Origin of the sequence: Heyndrickxia sp. MSNUG (assembly GCF_049532715.1) — a bacterium.
In the GTDB taxonomy this organism is placed as follows: domain Bacteria; phylum Bacillota; class Bacilli; order Bacillales; family Cytobacillaceae; genus Mesobacillus.
This window is the reverse complement of sequence record NZ_CP150978.1, coordinates 436222-455508: the sequence shown is the minus strand read 5'-3', so window position 1 is coordinate 455508 and position 19287 is coordinate 436222. Positions and strand designations below refer to the sequence as shown.

Below are 19287 nucleotides of genomic sequence, written 5' to 3'. Positions count from 1 at the left end.
ATATATTGCGTTTAATAGATTTGATTTACACTTAAGCTAACGAGTGCTTATCTCCAATAAAGATTGGAAAAAAATGCTTGAAGTCATTGAGCTCCAAGCATTTTTATTTGCTATTTTCCTTACCGAATTGCTTGTTTATTCTAATGCGACTTCATATGCGAAAGACACTGCTTTTTCCGAGTTTTGTACTTCAAAACTGAAACCGTTACCATTAAAGATCCCTGCTTTTAAAGTATGATTTTATGTTCCGCAATACGTGCGATAAGGAAGCTTAGACGGAGCTGGCGGCGTGCAAAATTCGGACTGTTCTTCGGAGTGTGCGTATGGATCAGAAAGTACTTTTAGCAGTTTTTCCATCACGCTGTAATCTCCTTTTTCCACTGCAGCTTCAAGAGCTTCTTCTACCCGGTGATTCCGCGGGATGACGGCAGGATTGCTTTTCCGCATCAACTCATGAGCAGCGTCTTTCGCTCCCTCCTGCCTGCCAAGCCTAGCCTGCCATTTTTCATGCCATTGGGTAAATTCCTCGGTTTTGAATAAATCGATTTCCTCCAGCTGATCGAAAGTAAGAGCACGGAAGGTATTCGTGTAGTCCGCACGATGCTTCTGCATCATATTGAGAAGGTCGGCAATAAGCGTTTTGTCCTCTGCTTCTTCGTTCATCATTCCCAGCTTTGCTCTCATTCCTGCCAGCCAGTGAGCCTGGAATACGTCGGAATACTCGGACAGAGCCCCCTCCGCCAGTTTTACAGCTTCGTCCTCGTCATCATGAAGCAGCGGTAAAATCGATTCCGCAAAACGAGTGAGATTCCAGCCGCCAATATAAGGCTGATTGCCAAAGGCATAGCGTCCATCCCGATCGATTGAACTGAACACAGTTGCCGGATCATACGTATCTATAAACGCGCAAGGCCCATAGTCGATCGTTTCACCGCTGATTGTCATGTTGTCGGTATTCATCACGCCATGAATAAAGCCGACATGGAGCCACTTGGCAATCAATCCTGCCTGGCGATTGATCAATTCTTTAAGCAAAGATAGATAACGGTTATCACTCGCCTTGACTTCAGGATAGTGGCGTTCAACCGCATAATCTGCCAGAGCCCGGAGATCCTCTTCTTTGCCCCAGTTAGCTGCGTATTGAAATGTGCCGACGCGCAGATGGCTGGCTGCCACACGGGTTAACACCGCACCAGGCAGCATCGTTTCACGGATGATTTCCTCCCCCGTTTCCACAACCGCCAGACTGCGCGTAGTCGGAATTCCCAGCCCGTGCATCGCTTCACTGATGATATATTCACGCAGCATCGGTCCTATTCCAGCACGGCCATCACCGCCCCTAGAATAAGGTGTTCTTCCAGAACCCTTATACTGAATATCTACCCGCTCCCCTTGTGGAGTCAATTGCTCACCAAGCAGTACCGCCCGGCCGTCTCCCAGCATTGTAAAATGTCCAAACTGGTGTCCCGCATATGCCTGTGCAAGCGGCTCAGCGCCCTCAGGAATTTGGTTGCCCGCCATCACCGCTGCGCCATCTTTACTTTTAAGCGCATTGGCATCCAAACCCAATGTGGCTGCAAGTGATACATTGTAAATAATCAACTTCGGCTCGCGAACCGGTGTGGGGAGTTGATTTTTATAAAATATTCCCGGCAAGCGGGAATAGCTGTTATCAAAGTTCCAGCCTGCATGATTGTTTTGCATCTTATCCCTCCTCTTCTATCTACCTATAAGTTCCTATATTTCATTCCAATTAATGTATACATTAACTTCATTATTATACCCTTTCCAGTTAATAGTGAAGCTATATTGTCCATGATTAGTAAGTTATTATTCGATAATGATGGTGAATAAAAACCCTTATAGAATACAACTAAATTCATAGCTTCAGAATAGGCTTCCCCCAGTTTACCCCCATAACCCTTGTAACGTTAAAAGCAGCCCAAAAGGCTGCTTCTATCAATTTGATATTTTCATTTTTTAGACAGCTTTATTTTCTTGGTCTTTAAATTCTTTCTTTTTAAACTTTTTAACTATCAACGGATAAATTAGTGCAAGCGCTGACAGTAATAAAATGATTCCTGAAATCGGCTGCGTGATGAAGGATAAATAGTCCCCTTCCGTTACAAGAAGATGTCTTCTGAAATTCTCTTCCATCATTGGCCCTAATACTAAGCCCAAAACTAATGATGCAGGAGAAAAATGATATTTCTTCATGAAATATCCAAAAACACCGAAGATGAACATAATCCACACGTTAAACATCGAATTACCAACTGCATAAGATCCTACCATTGACAATAAAACAATCAATGTACCCAGGACAGAATATGGAAGTTTTAAGATGGCCGCAAATGCTTTAACACCTATACGCCCTCCGATAAATACAGTTATACTCGCAATTAACATTGAAAAGAAAATAGCGTATAACATTAAAGGCTGATCAGTCATCAATTGTGGACCTGGTTGTAATCCCTGAAGCGCAAGTGCTGCTAATATTATAGCCGTTGTGGGACTTCCGGGTATTCCTAAAACAAGAGTAGGAATCATCGCTCCGCCTGCTGCAGCATTATTTGCTGTCTCTGGTGCCACAACACCTTCCTCTTCTCCTTGTCCAAAATTATTTTTATTCTTACTTGAGCGCATAGCCTCTCCATAGCTTACTATGGATGCTATAGAGCCTCCTGTACCTGGGAGAATACCTATAACTGTTCCGATGATGGCAGACTTTAACATTACCCATCTGAATTTAAGTAATTCTTTAAACTTTATTGTAGCTAAGGAAACTTTGTTGCTTATGTTTAAATTTTTATGATTTTCAGTTACTTGATTTAATACTTCAGCCAGTGCGAATGCACCTATCATAATAGGAATCATCTCAAGTCCATTCATAAGTTCGATGTTTCCAAAAGTAAAACGATCCGCGCCTACAATCGGGTCCATACCGATCATTGCAATCATTATCCCTATCATTCCTGAAGCAATCGCTTTAGTAGGTGACTTTGTTCCAATAGATGAAATAATCGTTAATCCTAATATAGTTAAAGCAAAGTACTCAGCACTCTGTATTTCTAATGCTACTGAGGATAGAGGTGGAGCCAAAAATAACATTATAAGAACGGAGAAAACTCCTCCAAAAGCTGATGCACTAATAGCAAGACTAAGAGCCTTCCCTGCCTGCCCTTTTTTCGTCATTGGATATCCATCAAAAGTTGTGGCCACAGCCTCGGGCGTACCTGGTGTGTTAAACAAAATTGCTGTAATTGAGCCACCGTAAGATGAACCCGCATATAAGGCGACAAGTAAAATAATGGATGGAATGATACCCATGTAATATGTAAATGGTAACATTAATACGATACCCATAGAAGAACTAATTCCAGGAAGTGAACCAAAAAACACACCAATTAACATACCCACAATAACTAGCGTCAAATTAGCTGGAGATATTGTCGTTAGAAAGCCTTCAGTCAATAGTTGGAAATCCATAGTCGTCCCCCCTTTACATTAATATAAAAAATAACTTAATTCTTTTATTACTCCCAACCCTCTTGGTAAAGGAACGGTTAAAATATTTCCAAATACAAATGTGAATACTACTGCAACAATTATTGAATTAAATAGCATTCTTAAATATTTTTTTTGACCTAGCAAAAAGAACAAAGCAAAACAAAATACAACTGAAGCAAGAGTAAAACTTATTAATTCATTTAGTATGATAAATAAAACAATTGAAATTAAAATTCCATAATAAGTAGAGTTTAGCTTAAATGCATCTTCTTTTTGTACATTTAGTTTCATTTTTCTTAAGGCGTTAAATAAAGAAATAAGAAGCAACACTATAATAATTATCGTAATCCCTTGTGGAAACCCAGCTGGCCCAATTGGATCGGCGGATCGTCCGGATGTAATTGCGAAAGACTCTTTGAAGAAAAGCCCCATTATTACAATCAAAATTATATGAAACAATACTTCTCCCATAACCCTGCCTCCTTCAAAAACGGGCGGCTATAGAAGCCGCCCTTTATAATTATTTTAGTCCCGTTTTCTTTGCTACCTTATCAAACATTTCATAGTCTTCTAACATAGCAGCTTTAAATTCATCAGGACCTAAAAAACCTTCGCGAATATTTGTCAATGATTCAGCGTTAAACTTTTTATATTCTTCAGTTTCAGACGCTTTTTTCATTTGATCTATTAAATAGTCTTTAACTTCTTTTGGAGTACCCTTTTTGACAACAAATCCTCTCCAAGACCCAATCGTTACATCATAACCTTTTTCAACTGTTGTAGGAGTATCTTTCAACTCTTGGATTTGAGTAATTCTTTCATCATTTAAAACTACCATAGGCCTTACTTTCCCATCTTTTATATAACCTACAGTATTAATTAATTTATCCAAATAAACATCAACTTCCCCGCCAAGCACTGCTGCCTTAACTTCAGATCCTGAGCCATAAGGAATAAACTTTACTTTCATACCAGTTGCATCTGCCAGTGCATTAAGTGTTAAGTCATCTAGTCCACCTGGACTTACCCCTGCAAATGAAATTTCCTTTTGCTTACCGATTTTTAATAAATCATCAAAATCTTTAATTTGGCTGTTAGCTGTAACGGAAAGTACATAAATATCTTCCTGAATACGAGCTAAGGGCTCAAAGTCTTCTAAGAATTTCATGTTTTTGCCCTTACCGAGAACATCTGCAATCACGTGGGATGGTGTTACTTCAAGAACGGTATATCCATCATTAGATTGCCCATGTGCATATACCATACCTACTAATCCGCCGCTTCCATCTTTGTTAACGGGTTGAAGAGGCTTCTCCATATTTTTAGACATAATTTCCGCATACTTTCTTGCAAATGTATCACTTGAACTTCCTTCTCCGAATGGAACAACTAGTTCAATCGGCCGTTTTGGAAAATCTTTTCCACCTGCACCTGCTGCAGACTCGTTCGAACATGCTCCTAATACTAAACTAGCAATTGCCAATAGGATAAGTAGGGTATTTCTCTTCATTATGGTCTCTCCCCTTTACTGTAAGCGCTTTTAATTTGTAGACTAAATTACGATCCCATTAAATCAATTGGAACAAGTGTATTTCCTTCCATGATTCTTCTTGCAGTTCGACCAATTCCACCTTTAATAAGTTTATATGAAGTGGAGTTTTCTACCTCTATTTCAACATCAACTAAAATAGTGCCTGAAGGATGTCCAATCCTGATTTTGTTTGAAACATCAGAGGAAACTAATCCATTTGGTATAGACCCATCAATATTACATGCAACCCCTAGCCCGATTGCTCCACTTACTGCAAAAGCGCGATGTAATGTTCCCATTGCAATATACCTGCCAACAATATCAATGTCAGATTTAGTAATCTCTTCACCTGTTTCACCAATATAGTCTTCCGGTTGTGATACTATAACCATCTTAGGTAAGGCATGAGTTTCTGGGGTTACTATTTCTTTTTCATCAAATAAACCAATTAGTCTTCCACATCTGACTCTTATTCTCTCGATGTTTTCTTGAATTATTTTACTATTCATTTTATCAGATAATTCAGTACCGTTTAACCCTAAATCAGATGCTTTTAGAAAAACTAAAACATTTCCTACATCTACTATAGAAACTCCAATACTGCTCTCGTCTGTTAATTTTATAAAATCAATAACATTTCCAGTGGGTAATAACTTTCCTGTAATAGCTCCTCCGAAATCCAGAAAATTCACCATAATGCATGACCCAGAGCCCGAAACTCCTGAAATGGAAAAGTCACCATCGTACACAATATGGCCATTATGAACTGGAATTTCAACTTCCATAACTCTTTCAGTATTAGTGTTATAGATTTTCACTTTGGTTATGCCTTCTGTTAACTCTACTAAGCCCTCTTCAACTGCGAACAATCCGACTGCTGAGGCCATATTACCGCAAGTTACCTTATAGTCAACCTTCTGACTATTAGTACTGACTTGACCGAAAGTGTAAAAAATATCGCAATTATACTTGTTTGTAACACCTACGATTGCCACTTTACTCGTTAAAGGGGTCCCGCCACCAATCCCGTCTATTTGTCCATTCTTAGAGCTGCCATAAATTTTTGCTATGACTAAATCTCTTTCGTGTGGATCCTTGGGCAAATCAACATCCTTTAGGATTAAACCTCTGCTGGTGCCTCCTCTCATTAAAACACTTGGTACTTTATATAACTGGCCGTGAATGTTCACAGGTAAAACACCTCATAAAAAAGATTGATACCATGGTATAAGAAGAGTATATTGAATATTCAGAGATAAATAAAATATCAATTTTTTATTATAATCGATAAAATTTTTTTATATCCAAATAAATTAATATAGTAAAATATTTTCTTTGAGGTGTAATATGGATCATTTAGATTGGAATTTACTCACAACATTATTCGAATATAAAAATATTACAAAGACGAGCGAAGTACTTCGAATTTCTCAGCCTGCAATATCTTATAGATTACAAAGATTAGAAGATGAATTTGGGATTAAAATCGTTCATCGTGGACACCGAGGAGTTGCATTTACTCCACAGGGAGAATATTTAGCAGAATATGCAGCTAAAATGCAGAGAGATTTTCAGAAGGTAAAGGAAGATGTCTTAAACTTCGAAAATAATATTCAAGGAACACTAAGAATTAGTGCTTCCAGTATCTTTTCCAGGTACAAACTCCCCCCAATTTTAGGTAAGTTTAACGAAAAATATCCGCTGGTAGAATTTCATTTAAATACTGGATGGAGCGAAGAAGTTATAAATTCAATATACAAGGAACAATCTCAAATAGGTATTTTGAGAGGCAGCCATAATTTTTCCCATGAAAAACAATTACTAATGGAAGAGAATCTGTTAATTGTTTCAAAAAAAGAAGTGGATATGGAGAACTTAGCCCATTTACCGAGAATTTATTACAATACCGATACCTCATTAAAAACATTAATCGATAATTGGTGGACTGAAAATTATATGTTACCTCCTACAATTACAATGAGAGTCGATAATATGGAAACCTGCAAAGAAATGGTTTTAAATGGCCTAGGATACGCAATTCTGCCTAACATACTTCTCGAAGGAGACGAAGAGTTATTTAAAATACCTTGCCTGACTCAACAAGGATCTCCAGTAACAAGAAAAACTTGGTTAATTTATAAAAAGGAATATTCTAATAACGTTGTAATAAAAGCATTCTGTGAGTTTTTAAGAGAATGGGACTTTAAAAAAGGAACTGTTAAAATGTAAGGTACAAAGTTCGATGGCTACTGTTTTTTCGTTATGATATTTGTTATATTTTTACAAATATTGAAACTCATTCACGCCTCCATCCGTATAAAATAGAAATACAGAAGGGAGGACGCTCATGAAAAAAATTTGGATTGCAGCTCTCATATTCCTTATACTGTTGACCGGCTGCCAGCAAAACGCCAACGGATCGCTCGACACGACTAACCTGGTGAAAACCAACCCAGAGGCAGAAGAATTAGATAATGTTCCGATCGTTTATCAAGCTCCTTCGCTCAAGGAAGGATTAGAAGCTCTTCCATTTAAAATAAACCTGCCAGAAGAACTGCCCTTTGATGCAATGCCGCTGAAATTGACTTCGATCGAGGATTTTAAACACGACGGCAAGGAATTAAGAGTCGATTTCAACTCCATTTCCAAAAATGAAGAGGAAAAAATCATGTTAATCATCTCTGTCCATAATTTCAAAGTCGAATATGCCGAGCCAGCCGGAGAAGACGTTGAATTGACGAATGGAGTTACAGGCAATTATAAAGGCAACTCGCTTATTTTCATAAAAGACGGAATCTACTACTCTATCGCTTATAACAATGACAATATATCAGCTGCAGAACTTAAAAAGCAGATGATTGGGATGGCTAAGGAAATGTTATAAAACTTCGGAAGAACGCTTATGAATGAGCGTTCTTTTTTTTGCGTGAACATGGGGCGTGAACATGGGGACGGTTCTCATGTTCTAATTTATTTCAGCCTTATACTTTTAAAAATAACTTAATAAAAACCCATAAAATAATTAATATTCTGAATTTATGATAGGAATTGACAGGATCAATCTACTACCGCGGGTTGAATGTTATGTTGAGTCTTCTCATGACCATTCGCGAGCAAAATATCGAGTTGAGTGGTTCTAACAAGGCTTCTCATGATCAATTGTTTTACCAACCTAAAGGAGGATGAAATCGTGAGTACTAAAAGTAGTCTTTCCCCAGAAGAAAACCTGAAATTAAAAGAGTTAAAGCGACTTCTGATCAACACACAGAATGAAACAGAGCGGCATTCCGCGCTCAAAGAAATTGAACAGCTGCTGAATAAAGCAAAGCGGCGCTTTAAATTCATTTCAGCGTTAGATGAAAAACAGAGCCCTCCTTTATAACCCTGGCCACTGCCCTGACCAGAACTGCTCCTCAACATGCCATTTTAAATTGTGGCCTCACTCGATCTTGCAACACCGGAGCAATCCAGCCCCCACCTGGATGGCTCCATTTTCATCCCGCCTCTCGAAAAAAAAAGAAGGCCACATCCATTACCTGGACATTGGCCTTCTTTTCACATTCATGAAATTACTTCAATTCTTCCAATTCTTTCACAACTGAATCGATATCTTCGTCAGCTAATGGAGCAAATCCTGTTTCCTTTGCAACATCCTGTGCATTTTTCATTGTGTAGATTGCATAGTCTAATACTTGCGCTTTTTCTTTCGCGTTGTTCACGTTCAAGTATGTGAATACAGGGCGTGTGAATGGAGCGTAGTCGCCATCTTCTTTGATTGTGTCAAGTGAAGGTTCAACCGGGCCTTTGCCAAAATCAACATTTACAGCAGACAGCTTATCTTTGTTATTTGCATAGTAGCCATATCCGAAGAAACCGATGGCATTCTTGTCTTTTGATACTAGGTCCACAAGTGTTGAGTAGTCCTGCTGCAAGTTAATTCCTTCTACAAGCGGCTTTTCTTCTAGAATATTTTCAAACATGAATTCATACGTACCGTGGTTTTCATTTGGACCGTAAGTCTTGATTTCTTCATTTGGGAAGTCAGGTCGTACATCTGACCATTTTTTCTTTCCAGACTCAGCAAGGAAGATATCGATGACTTCTTCCTTCGTCAGGTCTTTCGCCCAATCGTTATCTTTATTAATGACAATCGTGATGCCATCCAATGCAACTTTCATTTCTTTTACTTCGATTCCAAGCTCTTCCGCTTTAGCCTTTTCTTCATCTTTGATCTGGCGGGAAGCATCATTGTAGTCTGTGCCATCTTTCTCAAGGAACTTTTTGAAACCAGCAGAAGTACCGGCACGGCTTACTTCAACAGAGACATTCTCTTGTTCATTTGTCATATAGTTTTCAGCCATTTTAGCCATGAAAGGATATACTGTCCCTGAACCGTCAATTGCGATCGCGCCCTCTAGCTGACTGTCGTTTCCGTTCGTCGTTTCTGCGCTTTTTTCACCATCAGAACAAGCAGCTCCAAAAACCATAACTGAGGCAAGCATTGTGAACATACCTAATTTTTTAAGTCTCTTCATTTCCTTAATCCCCCTAATGTTATAACGTTCCTACTAGTACAAGATTACTAGACTGTTATTAACGGGGTTTTAAGGAATTGTAAATAATGTGAAAATAAATATTAATAATTATTAAGCTTTTTCAGCACCAAGATCCTTCACCATCCACACCTGCTCCTCCCATTCCTTAAACCCGCACTCTTGTAAAACTTCAAGCAGTTGCGTCTTGTCGTCAGGTGTATTGACCGTCGTCCGCTGGAAAGCACGGTTCAATGGGAAAAATGAATGCTTCAGCAAAGTTTTGATTATATCCGCTGAATCTGACCTGTTTTCAGCGGCTTCCAGCTGCAGCAGGCCAATACTGGCAATCTCCCCTTCTTTGTACATCTTTTTATAGAGAGAGTAACCGGCTATTTGATTATGTTCATCGTGCAGAACAATCGCACTCGCATCATGCAGGTTCTGATTTTGCCACGGTGATTGATGCTGGTAAAAAGGAATACCTGTTAATTCTTGCGGCGATACATATTCAATTTGATATTTTGAATTCGGAGTATCAAAAACCTCCGCATATAAAACCTCATTAAATTGCAAAAACTTTAATCGCTTCTTCACGTCATACCCTATTTTTTTATAGAGCTCGATAGCACCTTCATTTCTCGAGATCGCCTCAAGGGTTGCTGTTTCCACCTTGTTTTCCCTGTAAATATCCATTACCGCATTCATTAGTTTTTTCCCTGCACCCTTGCCTCGCAGCTCCTTCGCAACTCCGGTGCCTCCATTCCAGGCCACCAGCTTGCCATTGATATTTTTGATTCCGCTCAATACAATTCCAGCTGGCCGGCCCTCATAATATGCTAAAACAGAATACTCTGGACAAAGTTCATCCAGCCCAAAGCGCTTCGAAAACGAATCAATATCCTTCGTCTGATCGTAAAAATAACCCTCAAACCCGCGATTATAAGCTTCTACACCATCATTTAATGGACAATCACTTAATCTCTTTATTTCAATTCGCATGCGTTTTCCCCCAGTTTTTACAAGCAGAATTTGTTAGCTAAACAGTGAACAACACCGGAATAAATCACTTCTATGTGTGATTTTAAACTTAATTAATAGCATTCATATTATTTAATTAAGCTTTCCACTGTTTCGGACGTTAATTTTTCAATAAGATTAACAAAAAGCTCGACCGTATTTTCAAAATCATCGCTATGAATGATGGATGCATGGCTGTGGATATACCTTGTCGGTATGGTAAATGCCAGCGAAGGTACGCCATTTCCATGAAGGTGAGTATTACCGGCATCCGTTCCCCCTGCTGTCAGTGCTTCGTATTGGAAAGGCAGATTCAACTCCTCCGCTGTTTCCACTACGAACTCCCGAAGTTTTTTATGTGGGACCATAGAAGAATCGTACAGTACAACTTGAGGACCTTTCCCAATCACACCTCTTGCTTCATTCCTGTTAACACCCGGCACATCTCCGGCAATCCCTACATCAATCGCAAAAGAAATATCGGGATTGATCATATTCACTGCCGTTTTGGCTCCTCTGATTCCAACCTCTTCCTGGACAGTTGCCACCCCATACACAATATTTTCGTGCTGCTTATCCTGCAGCCTCTTCAGAACTTCTACCGCAATCGCACATCCCAGCCTGTTATCCCAGGCTTTTGCCATCAACAGTTTAGGATTATCCATAACCGTGAACGGACAGATCGGAGCAATCGTATCCCCCGGCTTCACGCCAAAGCTTAAGGCTTCTTCCCTAGATGACGCCCCAATATCAACAAACATATCCTTGATTTGAACGACCTTATTCCGTTCTTCGTTCGATAAAATATGTGGCGGCTTCGAACCTATTACTCCAGTAATCAGTCTATCTTCGGCTGCAATGTGGACCCTTTGGGCTAAAAGAACTTGGGACCACCAGCCCCCAAGCGGGATGAATTTTATGAATCCATCATCCGTTATATCAGACACCATGAAACCAACCTCATCCAAGTGGGCTGTAATCATAATTTTGGGCCCTTGCACATTTCCATTTTTTACAGCGATCAAGCTGCCTAATTGATCTTGATGGATTTCATCTGCATACGGCTTTATATGATTCTCCATTACTTTTCGGACTTTGCTCTCATCCCCAACGACCCCAGGCACTTCCGTTAATTCCTTCATCATTTCGAGAATCCTTTTGTCCATGGTTTAACCTCCAGAAAACCGACTAACCGGTCTATTTTTAGGTAAAATTTTTTTATATTGACCCTCTTAGAATCTCTTCCTATCTGAATTACTCATAGCGCCATCCTGAACCTTATCAATACAGCCCGTTATTATGAACTGTAAATGGTGTGTAAAACCCAAGGGATGATTTTTCAAAAAAACATACAAATGGCAACCCCTTTGCCCCCTTTATAAGTACCTAGTAAAGAGTCAGCTTATTGGTGATGTAAATAAACCGACTGTATGGTTTATTATATTTTTATTTTTTATAAAATTGCAATATATTAGAAAATATTTCATTCGACAAAAAAGCAATAGTCTTTTTTAGTAACCGGTTCTCTTAAGAAGTCCAAAAAGGTAATAACCATCGTAAATCGCATATAAATTCAAGTGAAAAAGCACTGAAATTTGAAGTGCTTTTAACATTTGTATGTGTATCAAATTTGTTCCCAATTTTTTATGCTTATCAAGTAATCGCACCCGATTGTTTAATAGTATTACTTATTTGGCGGAGTATTATCTTATCTAAGGTTCTTGAAAAAGTTTCCTCTGTTTCATATAATCAACAGCTTTTGTTCTATTCTTTTGTTTCAAAATATGTTCTTCTTCGTTTTGTTCTCTATAGTAGGCATAGAATTTATCTTTAGAAAGGACACCTTCCGATATAGCTTTTTTAACGGCACAATGTGGCTCTTTGGTATGAGAGCAATTAGTAAATTTACACATTCTAGATAAATCTAAAATGTCTACAAATACAAAATCCAATTCATTTTCATTCATTTTGTTTAACCTCACTCTATCTAATTAAGCAATGTCTTCTCTTATTCTAAAATTCAGCCTGTTAGTGGAATAAGTTCCGCTCATTATCATCATATTATCTATTCGATTTATGAACCGTTTAATCCTTTCCATCCTAATTTTGCACGTTAATTGGTAAGTCACTTAGCAAGTGAATTATCATTTCAAATAACCGTATGACAATAATTACTGTCATCTTGCTAAAATGGGGCGAATTCATGTGTGAATGTGAGGATAAAAATCAAATAAGCGTTGATATACCAACAAAAATTAGCCAACCAATTCTTATACGAGTTGGTTGGCTATTTGCATTACTATCTTCTGTTCAAAAAAGAACCCGTTACTTTTTTAGACAACTGCTTTTATCTAAACACTCTTAATGGGACATCAAAACGATTCCACAAAAAGATTATAAAAATAGCGGATAGCAGCCAGGCGTAAATCGGTTTCTCAAAATGGACTTTAAGGATGAAAAACATCACGGCATTAAAGACCGCTGACCACCATAAGCTCCAGCCATTAAAATAGTCAATAAGACCAAAATGCAGATCAATCATTTCATTTACAAGATATAAAATCAGCCACCCAAAGTAATACAAAACTTTGCTCAATAATTTGCCTTGCGGGAAATGGGACAGATAAACAAGGACAGTGGCAGGATATTTAATCGCGATGATTGATAACGATATATGCGTATTCGTCAGTCCCAAGTCCTTATCCGCAGCAGGAGGTGCATACCTCCACATTGGATATTCATCCGACAATAAATATAAGTATAGAAAATCCCCCAGAATGAAAAATAGGATGGTTGGATAGTACCTCTTCCAATTTTTCCAATCTCCCCATATGAATAAAATGGCTAACCAGCTCAATCCATATAATGAATTAATCATAACTGCCAGACACAACCCTTGTTTTACAAATAAAGGAATCTTCATGTTATTATAGCCAAAAATTGATTAAACTATTTTCCATGGGGATACATGCCTTACATCCGAATAATATCCATTGTTGAAGGAAAAATACTTACATAGGTCATTTTTAGCAAAAGCTTCCGCTATAATGGACAGGCTTTTTAAATCAGTTTAAAACAACTGCAGGAATACACAAAATGTCCTTAGCCAAAAAAGGAGGTCATCAGATTTTGGGAAGAAACCATGAGAAGAATATTTTATGGGCACTGTTTATCTTCGGTATCTTTTCCTTTTTCCAGCTAGTAAAAAAGCCTCCTTTGAAAGATTGGCTCATGATCTTTTTGCTGAAAGGATACATCGCCTCCATATTAGATAATTTATTAGTGAAAAAAGGCTATTTGAAATATCCTGTTTCCTTATTTAAAACGTTCGATATCAGCGTGTTATTCAGTTATATTCTGTTTCCTGTAACCTGTATATATTTTAACCAGGTCACAAAAAACAACGGACTGATTGCGATTTTTTTAAAGTCTATACTCTTTAGTCTTCCCTCCGCCATTGCGGAACACTGGATTGAAAAGAAAACCGATTTAATAAAGTACAAAAAAAGTTGGACTTCAATCCATAGCTTTACCTCAATCGCCTCTACATTTTTAGCAGTAAGGTTCTTGATGGGTGGAATCAGGAAATGGACACAAAAGGAAGAAATGAACTAATCCTTATCAAAAGCTGCCAAAATTGTTGGCAGTTTTTTTTAATGCATAGGAACATGGGGACGGTTCTCATGTTTCAGCAAATTAAAATAATCACCATTTTCATCACTGTTTCCCTGTATAATTGTAGAGTACAAAGAAGAAGAGGGGTGATCACTTGAGAAGCAAAATGAACCAGTTGTTTGACGACCGAAGATGTGTTCATGTTCTGTATTCTTATAATGGAATGGAGAGTTACATTGAACAGGCAGCAAGTTTTATAAAAGATGGCGTCGAATCGGGAGATTACGTTATTTTTATTGAAAATGAACGGATTTACCCTTTAATCCATAAAGAAATAAGCACTCGATTAACCGCTGAGCAAATGAAATTGGTTCACATGGTAAACAACTACGATTTCTATTATTCAAGTGGCAGTTATCACCCGCCTGCCATCACTGAATACTTTAATAAAATGGTCCAGCCATACGTTGAAAATAAAATCTCCTTCCGATCATGGGCACATGTGGAGTGGAGCACTATGGAAGATCCGTTGCATTTAATAGAAGATTTCGAGAAAATTGTAGACGAAGCTGTAAACTTACTGTCCTTCCCATTAATTTGTGCGTACAAAGGCGAGAAAATGCCAGACTACCTCACAAGGATTTTGATGGAAACACACCCTTATATTCTAATCGAAGATGATATCTTCGAATCCGAACAGTACCAGCAATTGGCGGATAATAAACAAAACGCTTAGGGAATTCTAAGCGTTTTGTTTGTCTTTATTCACTTATTTTGGAGTCATAATTCGGATACTGACTTTCATAAGAAGAAATGAAACACGTGAAATTCACTTACTTCCATTTTCAATAAGTCCCCCAATGTCGACTACCAGCCAAATAGGAACACGAGAACCGTCCCCATGTTCCAGCTATCCCCTATACTTGACGGCCAGTCCTTTAAGGAAGTTCCGGGCGAATTTATCGCCGCATTCTTTGTAATTCTTGTGTCCTGGTTTACGCAGCAATGCGCCTAGTTCACCTTTTGTAACGGTAATGCCAGCCAATTTAAAGATATCAAGCATGTCCTCGCTTGTCATTGAAAGCGCAATTTTCAGCTTCTTAAGAAGCATGTTATTCACATGTTCATTCGTCAGCGGCGGTGTTTCCGGCTGGCCAGGCTTCGGATCCTGCTTTCCTCTTTTAAACGTAATGAAGCCATTTAAAAACGACTCTAACATCCGATTATTGCATTTTATGTACTCTTCGTCTTCTTCCACATCAATCTCGCCATACACTTCCTCTGGTTTTCTGAGCATGTTCAGCACGTCTTCTTTTGTTACTTTCACGCCGCCCAGCTTAAAAATTTCGACCATGTCTATATTTTTTATATCTTGTGCATATCGTAATCGAATTAATATATCATTGTTCTCCATTTATAACCCTCCCTAACAATGCCGCATTCTATATCACTTTAAAAGCATCGCCATCGTTTTTACATAAAAAACTCGTGCTCAATCATCCATCATTGAGCACAAGTATTATCCCACACGTACCGCGGCATTCCAAGCAATAATTCCATTGCCAGGGATTTCTTTTTTTAAAAAAAGGGAAACCTCATCCCTTCCCTGCCTGGAACCCTGGATACTGTGTCATGCCGCCGTCTGCGAACAGCGTGAGTCCGGTGACGTAGCTGGCTTCGCTGGAAGCTAGCCATACAGCACAAGCGGCAATTTCTTCAGGCTTTCCGATATACCCCATTGGAATCAGCTCGATAACGCCTTTCGTCAGCTCAGGGTCATCAAATTTTTCCGCGTTAATTGGTGTATCGATGGCACCTGGCGCGATACAGTTCACCCTGATTCCGTGTGGCGCGAATTCAAGCGCCAGCGTTTCCGTCATCAGTTTGACCCCGCCTTTGCTTGCTGCATAATGGACAAAGTGCGGCCACGGAATTTTCTGATGAACGGATGACATGTTAATGATCGAGCCTTTGATTTTATTTTCGAGCATGTAGTCAAGCGCTTCCCGGCAGCCTAAAAACTGCCCTGTCAAATTAGTTGAAATGACCTTGTTCCAATCCTCCAGGGTGAGATCTTCCGATGGGACCTCGTTTTCAATGCCGGCATTGTTGATCATAATATCCAAGGAACCGAATGTCTTAACGGCATGGGAGATCATCCTTTTCACATCGTCTTCCTTCGTGACATCCCCCTGGATCGCGCTCGCGCTTCCGCCTGCTCTTTCAATTGTATCGATAATGGCCTGTACTTCCTGTTCCTCTTTATAATAATTAATGACTACCTTAGACTTTTCAGCCCCGAATCTCTCAGCCATCGCTTTCCCGAGACCCGTTGCACCGCCAGTAATAACCACAACTTTTCCTTCAAGACTTGGATACATTCAAATCGCTCCCTTATCTTTTTGTAACACCCAGTAATACTCCGCCTGCGATAATGAGCAAGCAGCCAAGCAGCACCATCCATACCTGCTTTTTGCTTTTTCGTTCATTTAAAAAGAACAGCCCGCCGATAGTTGAAATGACAATCCCCGTTTGTGATAGTGAAAAGCTCGTCGCTACCCCGATTTTAGGCAATGCAAGCAGGAGTCCGAGATTTCCTGTACTCCACATCAGGCCGGTTATGATATTCCTCACTGCATACTTATTGTATGGCTTTTCTCGAATTGTCAGCAGCACCGCGCCTGTAAGCATCCCAATTGCCTGGGGAAGGATTGCGGCCCAGCCATCAATATTGAACCAGCGGATCAACACCACATAGCCGACAAAGCCTGCAGTCGAAAGCAGCAAAACGAGAAAGCCTTTTTTCAAGCTCTTCGATTTGTCCTTATCCTTCTCCTGGTTCAGCGAGGTCAGCACCGCACCAGCAATAATCAGCACTAATGCTGCAATGCCGATGATGACGCTCATTCTTGTTTCCCATTCCTTAAAAATAAAAACGCCGAAAAAAGTGGTGCCAATCAGCTGCAGGCCGGTCGACATCGGAGCGGTTTTAGCAACGCCCAAGTACCGGACAGCTCCAAACTGATTTTTCTGTCCAAGCGACCAGAACAAGCCTGAAATGAAACCGACGATCCAAATAAGTGAAGACAAATCCGGCCTTTTATAAATGAATACTGCGATTGCAAATAGCAAGGCACCAATTGTCGTGCCAAGCGTCTGGCTGTCTTCGTCCCCGCCAAGCTTATTGCTGACAAACACAATGCTGCCCCATGAAACAGCTGCAAGCAGGGCTAAAAGAATTCCCGTCATAATTGAGTACCCCAATCTCATTTTTTTCGAAACCAATGAAAGCTTTTCTTTTAGCTTGCGGTAACGGGAAAAATCTTATTCAAAGGAAAGCAGTATGTGCAAATTCTTCAAATGATTCAATAGAAAAGGCTGTTTCTAAAAGATTGTTGTGTTGGGAATGTGACCTTTGAACCAGCATGCAGAAAGTTTTCTTCAAAAATAAGCAATAATCCCTTCTTGGATCCACGTCCCTTTTAGTTTATTTTATAAGAAATGTCTGCTATTTGACATATCGAAAAAAATCGATATATAATACGAAACATGGAACCAATTGATATTTTTAAGGCCTTATCAAACGAAACTCGACTTAACATTTTACTGTGGTTGAAGGAACCAGAGAAGCATTTCCCTAAACAAGGCGCTCACCTGCCAAAGGAGGTAAGCTACAAAGGCGGAGTATGTGTAGGAGATATTCAAGAAAAGGCTAAAGCTTCTCAATCTACGGTGTCCCACTACTTAAATATGATGCAGAAAGCTGGTCTGCTTGAATCAGTTCGTCATGGTCAATGGACATATTATAGGAGAAACGAAGAAACTATTCGTCAGTTTGCTGAATATTTTCAAACAGAAATCTAAGTTTGGTGATTTCTGTTTTTATTAAAGACCTTATATCGATTATTCTAGATATTTAAATATAAGCAGCTTAGGAGGAACTATCAAATGCGTTACTTTTCATATTTACTAGCGTTACTAGCAGGCGCTGCACTAAGTTTTGAAGGAGCGATCTACGGTGAACTCGGGAAAACTATTGGACAGCTTGAGACCAGTTTTTATAACTTTTTTATGGGGTCAATAATTTTGGTTCTATTATGGCTGTTCTTTGGGAAAGGTAAACTTTCATATGTGGGTGTAGCACCTAAATGGACACTACTTGGAGGTTTGTTAGGAGTTATTTATTTAACATCCATTGTAGTAAGTGTTCCTTTTGTGGGTGTTGGGATAACGATGGTGGCAGTAATCATCGGCCAACTAGTAATGAGCATGATTATTGAACACTATGGTTGGCTTGGCAGCAAGAAAACAAGAATCAATAAAGAAAAAATATATGCTGTAATTTCAATGGTAATAGCACTTATATTAGTAAATTAGGAGGTTTTAAATATGGGTATAATAATGATTTTATTCACCTTATTCGGCGGTCTTACACTAAGCGCTCAATCGTCTATTAATGGTACATTAAGTCGAAAAGCAGGAACATTTGAAACTACACTGTTAACCTTTCTAACTGGGACAATGTTCTTAGCAATTTTTATCATTTTCTTTGGTCAAGGAAATGTGCTGGCAATTTTTGAAGCACCTAAATGGCAATTAAGTGCCGCGTTTTTAGGCACATTATACTTACTTCTCACGGTCATGGCGGTACCAAGAATCGGTGTCATAGCAACCAATATTGCTGGTATATCTGGTCAGCTTGTAATCGGTGTGCTTATTGATCATTTTGGGTGGTTTAATAGTTTAGTAATTGCCTTAGATATGAAACGAGCTTTCGCATTACTATTTATGATTATTGCCCTTTATTTTATCTATAAAGGAAATAAACGTTCAAGCAAAGAAACAGTTGCACAACATATTTAAATTAACTAAGCAGGTTGTAGCACTAATTTTAAAAAACACACAGCGGATCTACTTTTCCCCTGTGTGTTTTTTCAACTGCCCCGTTTGTTCAATAAAAATATAAAAAAAAGTCGTAAATCCTCCTTTAGTTAACAGACTATTTTAATATTTGGCTGTGTTAAACTGGTATGTTGATTTCCGCTCCAGGCACTCGTTTTCCGCGGGAAGAAATATGAA

The 19287-nt window shown here is 39.0% G+C and carries 21 protein-coding genes; 8 read left to right on the top strand and 13 right to left on the bottom strand.

All coding sequences use genetic code 11. The features are described 5' to 3' along the window. Positions 1-240: 240 nt before the first annotated feature. From AABM38_RS02280 to AABM38_RS02260, 5 genes are all read right to left on the bottom strand, one after another. Positions 241-1704, bottom strand: a complete 1464-nt coding sequence (locus AABM38_RS02280) for a protein adenylyltransferase SelO (RefSeq protein WP_423408941.1) — start codon at positions 1702-1704, stop codon at positions 241-243. A 276-nt stretch (positions 1705-1980) separates the two neighbouring features. Continuing rightward, positions 1981-3489 carry a tripartite tricarboxylate transporter permease gene (locus AABM38_RS02275; protein WP_423408940.1) on the bottom strand — a complete coding sequence of 503 codons (1509 nt, stop codon included), beginning with the start codon at positions 3487-3489 and terminating at the stop codon, positions 1981-1983. 18 nt (positions 3490-3507) lie between these two features. Beyond that, the gene (locus AABM38_RS02270; protein WP_423408939.1) at positions 3508-3981 is read right to left on the bottom strand and encodes a tripartite tricarboxylate transporter TctB family protein; all 474 of its coding nucleotides are present in this window, start codon (positions 3979-3981) and stop codon (positions 3508-3510) included. Between the two features lie 49 nt (positions 3982-4030). Further along, positions 4031-5020, bottom strand: a complete 990-nt coding sequence (locus AABM38_RS02265; protein ID WP_423408938.1) for a Bug family tripartite tricarboxylate transporter substrate binding protein — start codon at positions 5018-5020, stop codon at positions 4031-4033. Between the two features lie 47 nt (positions 5021-5067). Continuing rightward, the gene (locus AABM38_RS02260; protein ID WP_423408937.1) at positions 5068-6231 is read right to left on the bottom strand and encodes a PrpF domain-containing protein; all 1164 of its coding nucleotides are present in this window, start codon (positions 6229-6231) and stop codon (positions 5068-5070) included. 157 nt (positions 6232-6388) lie between these two features. Between AABM38_RS02260 and AABM38_RS02255 the strand changes: the two genes are divergently transcribed. The 3 genes from AABM38_RS02255 to AABM38_RS02245 all read left to right on the top strand — a co-directional run bounded on the left by AABM38_RS02255 (position 6389) and on the right by AABM38_RS02245 (position 8423). Continuing rightward, on the top strand, positions 6389-7270 hold the full coding sequence (locus AABM38_RS02255) for a LysR family transcriptional regulator (protein ID WP_423408936.1): 882 nt from the start codon (positions 6389-6391) through the stop codon (positions 7268-7270). A gap of 118 nt (positions 7271-7388) precedes the next feature. Beyond that, complete coding sequence (locus tag AABM38_RS02250; RefSeq protein WP_423408935.1) at positions 7389-7925, top strand: hypothetical protein; 537 nt, start codon at positions 7389-7391, stop codon at positions 7923-7925. Between the two features lie 306 nt (positions 7926-8231). Next, complete coding sequence (locus tag AABM38_RS02245; protein WP_423408934.1) at positions 8232-8423, top strand: hypothetical protein; 192 nt, start codon at positions 8232-8234, stop codon at positions 8421-8423. A gap of 187 nt (positions 8424-8610) precedes the next feature. Here AABM38_RS02245 and AABM38_RS02240 read toward each other — a convergent pair whose 3' ends face one another. The 5 genes from AABM38_RS02240 to AABM38_RS02220 all read right to left on the bottom strand — a co-directional run bounded on the left by AABM38_RS02240 (position 8611) and on the right by AABM38_RS02220 (position 13471). Then, positions 8611-9576: a PstS family phosphate ABC transporter substrate-binding protein gene (locus tag AABM38_RS02240; protein ID WP_423408933.1), complete on the bottom strand. Its 966-nt coding sequence runs from the start codon at positions 9574-9576 to the stop codon at positions 8611-8613. A gap of 111 nt (positions 9577-9687) precedes the next feature. Next, positions 9688-10575, bottom strand: coding sequence for a GNAT family N-acetyltransferase (locus AABM38_RS02235; protein ID WP_423408932.1), 888 nt, complete (start codon positions 10573-10575; stop codon positions 9688-9690). Between the two features lie 107 nt (positions 10576-10682). Then, on the bottom strand, positions 10683-11759 hold the full coding sequence (locus AABM38_RS02230; RefSeq protein WP_423408931.1) for a M42 family metallopeptidase: 1077 nt from the start codon (positions 11757-11759) through the stop codon (positions 10683-10685). A 546-nt stretch (positions 11760-12305) separates the two neighbouring features. Then, positions 12306-12560 carry a hypothetical protein gene (locus tag AABM38_RS02225; RefSeq protein WP_423408930.1) on the bottom strand — a complete coding sequence of 85 codons (255 nt, stop codon included), beginning with the start codon at positions 12558-12560 and terminating at the stop codon, positions 12306-12308. A gap of 380 nt (positions 12561-12940) precedes the next feature. After that, positions 12941-13471 carry a CBO0543 family protein gene (locus AABM38_RS02220; RefSeq protein ID WP_423408929.1) on the bottom strand — a complete coding sequence of 177 codons (531 nt, stop codon included), beginning with the start codon at positions 13469-13471 and terminating at the stop codon, positions 12941-12943. 251 nt (positions 13472-13722) lie between these two features. Between AABM38_RS02220 and AABM38_RS02215 the strand changes: the two genes are divergently transcribed. Further along, positions 13723-14208 carry a CBO0543 family protein gene (locus AABM38_RS02215; RefSeq protein ID WP_423408928.1) on the top strand — a complete coding sequence of 162 codons (486 nt, stop codon included), beginning with the start codon at positions 13723-13725 and terminating at the stop codon, positions 14206-14208. Positions 14209-14362: 154 nt separating this feature from the next. After that, entirely contained in the window at positions 14363-14944 is a 582-nt protein-coding gene (locus AABM38_RS02210) for an MEDS domain-containing protein (RefSeq protein WP_423408927.1), read from the top strand. 174 nt (positions 14945-15118) lie between these two features. On the opposite strand, the gene AABM38_RS02205 is transcribed toward AABM38_RS02210, so the two are convergent. The 3 genes from AABM38_RS02205 to AABM38_RS02195 all read right to left on the bottom strand — a co-directional run bounded on the left by AABM38_RS02205 (position 15119) and on the right by AABM38_RS02195 (position 17457). Then, on the bottom strand, positions 15119-15622 hold the full coding sequence (locus tag AABM38_RS02205; protein ID WP_423408926.1) for a DUF1456 family protein: 504 nt from the start codon (positions 15620-15622) through the stop codon (positions 15119-15121). A 181-nt stretch (positions 15623-15803) separates the two neighbouring features. Beyond that, positions 15804-16589 (bottom strand): glucose-1-dehydrogenase, encoded by a 786-nt coding sequence (locus AABM38_RS02200; RefSeq protein ID WP_423408925.1) that lies wholly within the window; start codon positions 16587-16589, stop codon positions 15804-15806. Between the two features lie 13 nt (positions 16590-16602). Next, on the bottom strand, positions 16603-17457 hold the full coding sequence (locus AABM38_RS02195) for a GRP family sugar transporter (RefSeq protein ID WP_423408924.1): 855 nt from the start codon (positions 17455-17457) through the stop codon (positions 16603-16605). A gap of 300 nt (positions 17458-17757) precedes the next feature. Here AABM38_RS02195 and AABM38_RS02190 point away from each other — a divergent pair, with 300 nt between their 5' ends. From AABM38_RS02190 to AABM38_RS02180, 3 genes are all read left to right on the top strand, one after another. Beyond that, positions 17758-18072, top strand: a complete 315-nt coding sequence (locus AABM38_RS02190; RefSeq protein ID WP_423408923.1) for an ArsR/SmtB family transcription factor — start codon at positions 17758-17760, stop codon at positions 18070-18072. Between the two features lie 84 nt (positions 18073-18156). Then, positions 18157-18585: a DMT family transporter gene (locus AABM38_RS02185; RefSeq protein ID WP_423408922.1), complete on the top strand. Its 429-nt coding sequence runs from the start codon at positions 18157-18159 to the stop codon at positions 18583-18585. Positions 18586-18597: 12 nt separating this feature from the next. Further along, positions 18598-19071, top strand: coding sequence for a DMT family transporter (locus AABM38_RS02180; RefSeq protein ID WP_423408921.1), 474 nt, complete (start codon positions 18598-18600; stop codon positions 19069-19071). Positions 19072-19287 lie beyond the last annotated feature (216 nt).